Origin of the sequence: Streptococcus sp. ACS2, from assembly GCF_000525585.1 — a bacterium.
In the GTDB taxonomy this organism is placed as follows: Bacteria; Bacillota; Bacilli; order Lactobacillales; family Streptococcaceae; genus Streptococcus.
In genome coordinates, this window is the sequence record NZ_JALT01000033.1 from 1 (window position 1) to 3202 (window position 3202).

The window sequence follows — 3202 nt, forward strand, 5'->3', positions numbered from 1 at the left end:
TGAATTTAGGAGATTATGAAAAAGAAAAGTTTTAGGATGGTTATAGTATATAAAGCAAAGCCTAAAGTTTTCTTAAAGTAGACAAAAATTATTTTCGTGGATTTTAAAAAGGAAGTTAAAATTAATCAACTTCCTTTAGTATAGATATCTGTGAGAAAAACTTAGTCTATTTCCTAAATTCTTTACAATTGCTTCGCACGTCCATTTTCATCAAAGTGATAAGTCACACCATTGATGGTACGAGTTTGGTTGGTGACGAGCTCACCAGAGTTTTCATCGTAATAACGAGTCCCCTTATAGTCTGTAACGAAATTGCCTTTAATTTGCTTACCTTGATAATCAAAGTAGAGGTGTTGACCATTGATGACTTGATCAAAGATAAGTGCCTTTCCATCCTTACCGAAGTAGTACCAATTGCCCTTCCAATTGAAGAATTGATTGGTTACAGCAGCTCCAGTCTCAGCATCGAAGTAGTAGACAGGATTGTCATAGGGTGAACGGTTATAGTTGAAGAATGCATAAGGTTTCACTAGCTTTCCTTTAACTTGTTCGCCCATGCGGTATTTTGTTGCGACGGGATTACTGAAATAATAGAGATTGCCATCTATCTTGGCAAGTCCTAATACTTTATTTCCTTCGTCATCTAGGTAGTACCAGTCACGTCCAGATTTAACAAAACCTCTTTGTCGTACAGCAGCCCCAGTCTCACTATCATAGTATGGTTCGTAACCGTAAGGCCCGAATTCTCCTCTTAAGACTTCCCCATATCCTGTAATAAAATAATCCTTACCGTCAATTTTTTTATAACCAGAACTTATCTTATTATCATCGTCAAGATAGTATAATTTACCACCAGCCTTTATAAATTGCTTACGAGGGGCTTCGTGACGAGCACCAGAGTCTTTGTCGTAGTAGTAACCTTCTGCGATTGCATCTTTAGCTTGTACTCCATATGAGTCAAAGTAAACGTGTACCCCATCAATGGTTTGTGGGCCTTTAAGGATGTTTCCTTGTGCATCTGCATAGTACCATTTACCATTATTATTGAAGTATTGATTTTTTACAAGAGCACCAGAATTTTTATCATACAACTTACTAGGTCTTTTATATGTATTGTGATTTTTTTCAGAAATCAATTGCCCTCTAGAATCAACAAATCCTCCCTTGGTCTGGATACCGCTATAAGGATCAAAGTTGACTTGCACCCCATCGATGGTTTGTTCGCCCTTGAGAATTTTACCCTCAGCATTGACGTAGTACCAATTATCATTAACTTGGACATAGCGATTTGTTCCCAAATCTACTTTAGCACCAGAATTTTTGTCGTAATAGTAACCATCATGACCAAAGACACCTTTAGCTTGCTTACCAGAGTCGTTGAAGAAGACTTGCATCCCATCAACAGTTTGTGGCCCCTCAAGTCGCTTACCCTGAGCATCAACATAATACCAATCATTATCAACTTGAACATAACTATTAGTTACGAGAGCACCAGTAGTACTGTTATAATATTTTTTGTTACTTCCGAAATTTCCTTTAACTTGAGCGCCAGTTTTTTCGTCAAAGAAGTATTCAATGTTGTCTATGACGGTCGCTCCTTTAATAGCCTTACTATCTGCTCCAATGAAGTAGGTCTTGTCATTAACGGTAACGAAACGATTAGTAACTAAATTTCCAGAGTCTTTATCGTGAAATTGATTTTTATAGTCAAAATCTCCTTTAACCTGTTTACCTCCATATTCAAAATAAACGTGAGCACCGTCAATAGTTTGCTCACCTGTCAAGATTTTTCCATCGTTACCGACATAGTACCAATTGTCTCTGATTTGAACATAACGATTGGCACCAAGATCAACACGATTACCGTCCTGATCGTAGAAGTAACCATCATCACCAAAATTGTCGAAAACTTGGCATCCCTCGTATTTATCAAAGTAGACTTGTTTACCATCAATTGTTTGAGGACCAGTTAACCGAATTCCTTGGTCGTTAACATAATAACGTTCATTTCTATGTCTGTAGGGGTTGTAGGCGATGATATATTGGTTAGTAGCTAGAGCACCAGAATCTTTGTCATAATAGCGTTCATTTTTGTCAGTACTATCTTTTACAAAATAGCCCTTAACTTGAACACCTCCTTGGTCGAAGTAAACCTTAACGCCATCGATGGTTTGTGGTCCCTTTAAAATAGCACCATCATTTCCAGCATAGTACCATTCTCCGTTTAATTCGAAATAGCGATTTGTCCCGAAATCCACTTGTTTTCCGTTTTCATCGTAATAACGGCCATCGGAAGCAAATCTCCCTTTAACTTGTTCACCGTAGTCGTCAAAATAATTCCAAGCTCCATTAATTTCTTTGGGACCGATTGCTTTATTGCCATTTTCATCTAAGTAATATCTTCGTCCATAATTTTCAACGAAATTATTGGTAACAAGAGCACCAGAATCTTTGTCATAATAGTGACCATCCCAAGCAAATTCCCCTTTAACTTGAACGCCACTATCTCTAAAGTATACCTTAACCCCATCAACAGTTTGAGGTCCAGTCAGGTCTTTACCACTGGCATCTTTATAATACCAGTTGCCTTGGTCATCACTATAGTATTGACCACCAGTGACGTTTGTTTCATTAGGTTCTGAAGCAGTCTCATTGGCAGCTCGGTCTGTAGTTACAGCTTCACGTGTTTGTCCTGCGGCTGATTCTGCAGGAGCTTGGCTTTCACTTGCAGTTGTTGAAGCTGTTTCACTGGCAGTTTCAGAGCTTGCTGTAGAAGTTGTGGCTTGTTCTGAGACATTTATAGTGCTTTCAGTGCTAGCTACATTCTCAGTAGTAGCAGGAGCTTCAACAACCTTTGTTTCGACGAGGTCTGCTGTAGTTTCCACATTGGTTGTGGTAGCTGCAGTCACATCAAGGTTTGATGCGTTGTCGGCTTTAGCTTCCTCAGCGAAGGCAGGTCTTGCGATAAAGGCAAAACTTGCAAGAGCAGTTGCACATGAGAATGCAATCAGACGTTTTTTGGACTTAGGTCCAGCAAAATTAGAATGTACTTTCATACTTTTTCCTCCATTTCCTAAGTCCTATTATAGCGCTATTTTAGAGACTTTCAAGGAAATATAAGAAATTTAGACAAAAATAAGAAAACGATTACATAGTAAAGTGAGTGAAAGTCAAATGTCACAATTTTTGCAGTCATAGGAAT

1 protein-coding gene is annotated in these 3202 nt (G+C 38.4%); it reads right to left on the bottom strand.

The genetic code is table 11. From position 1 onward, the window contains the following. Nucleotides 1-182: 182 nt before the first annotated feature. Complete coding sequence (locus HMPREF1517_RS07245) at nucleotides 183-3056, bottom strand: glucosyl transferase (RefSeq protein WP_037600635.1); 2874 nt, start codon at nucleotides 3054-3056, stop codon at nucleotides 183-185. Between the last annotated feature and the right edge of the window lie 146 nt (nucleotides 3057-3202).

Excerpts from the sequence above, each read along its gene's own strand:
- HMPREF1517_RS07245 (WP_037600635.1), bottom strand. The coding sequence starts at position 3,056 with ATGAAAGTACATTCTAATTTTGCTGGACCTAAGTCCAAAAAACGTCTG.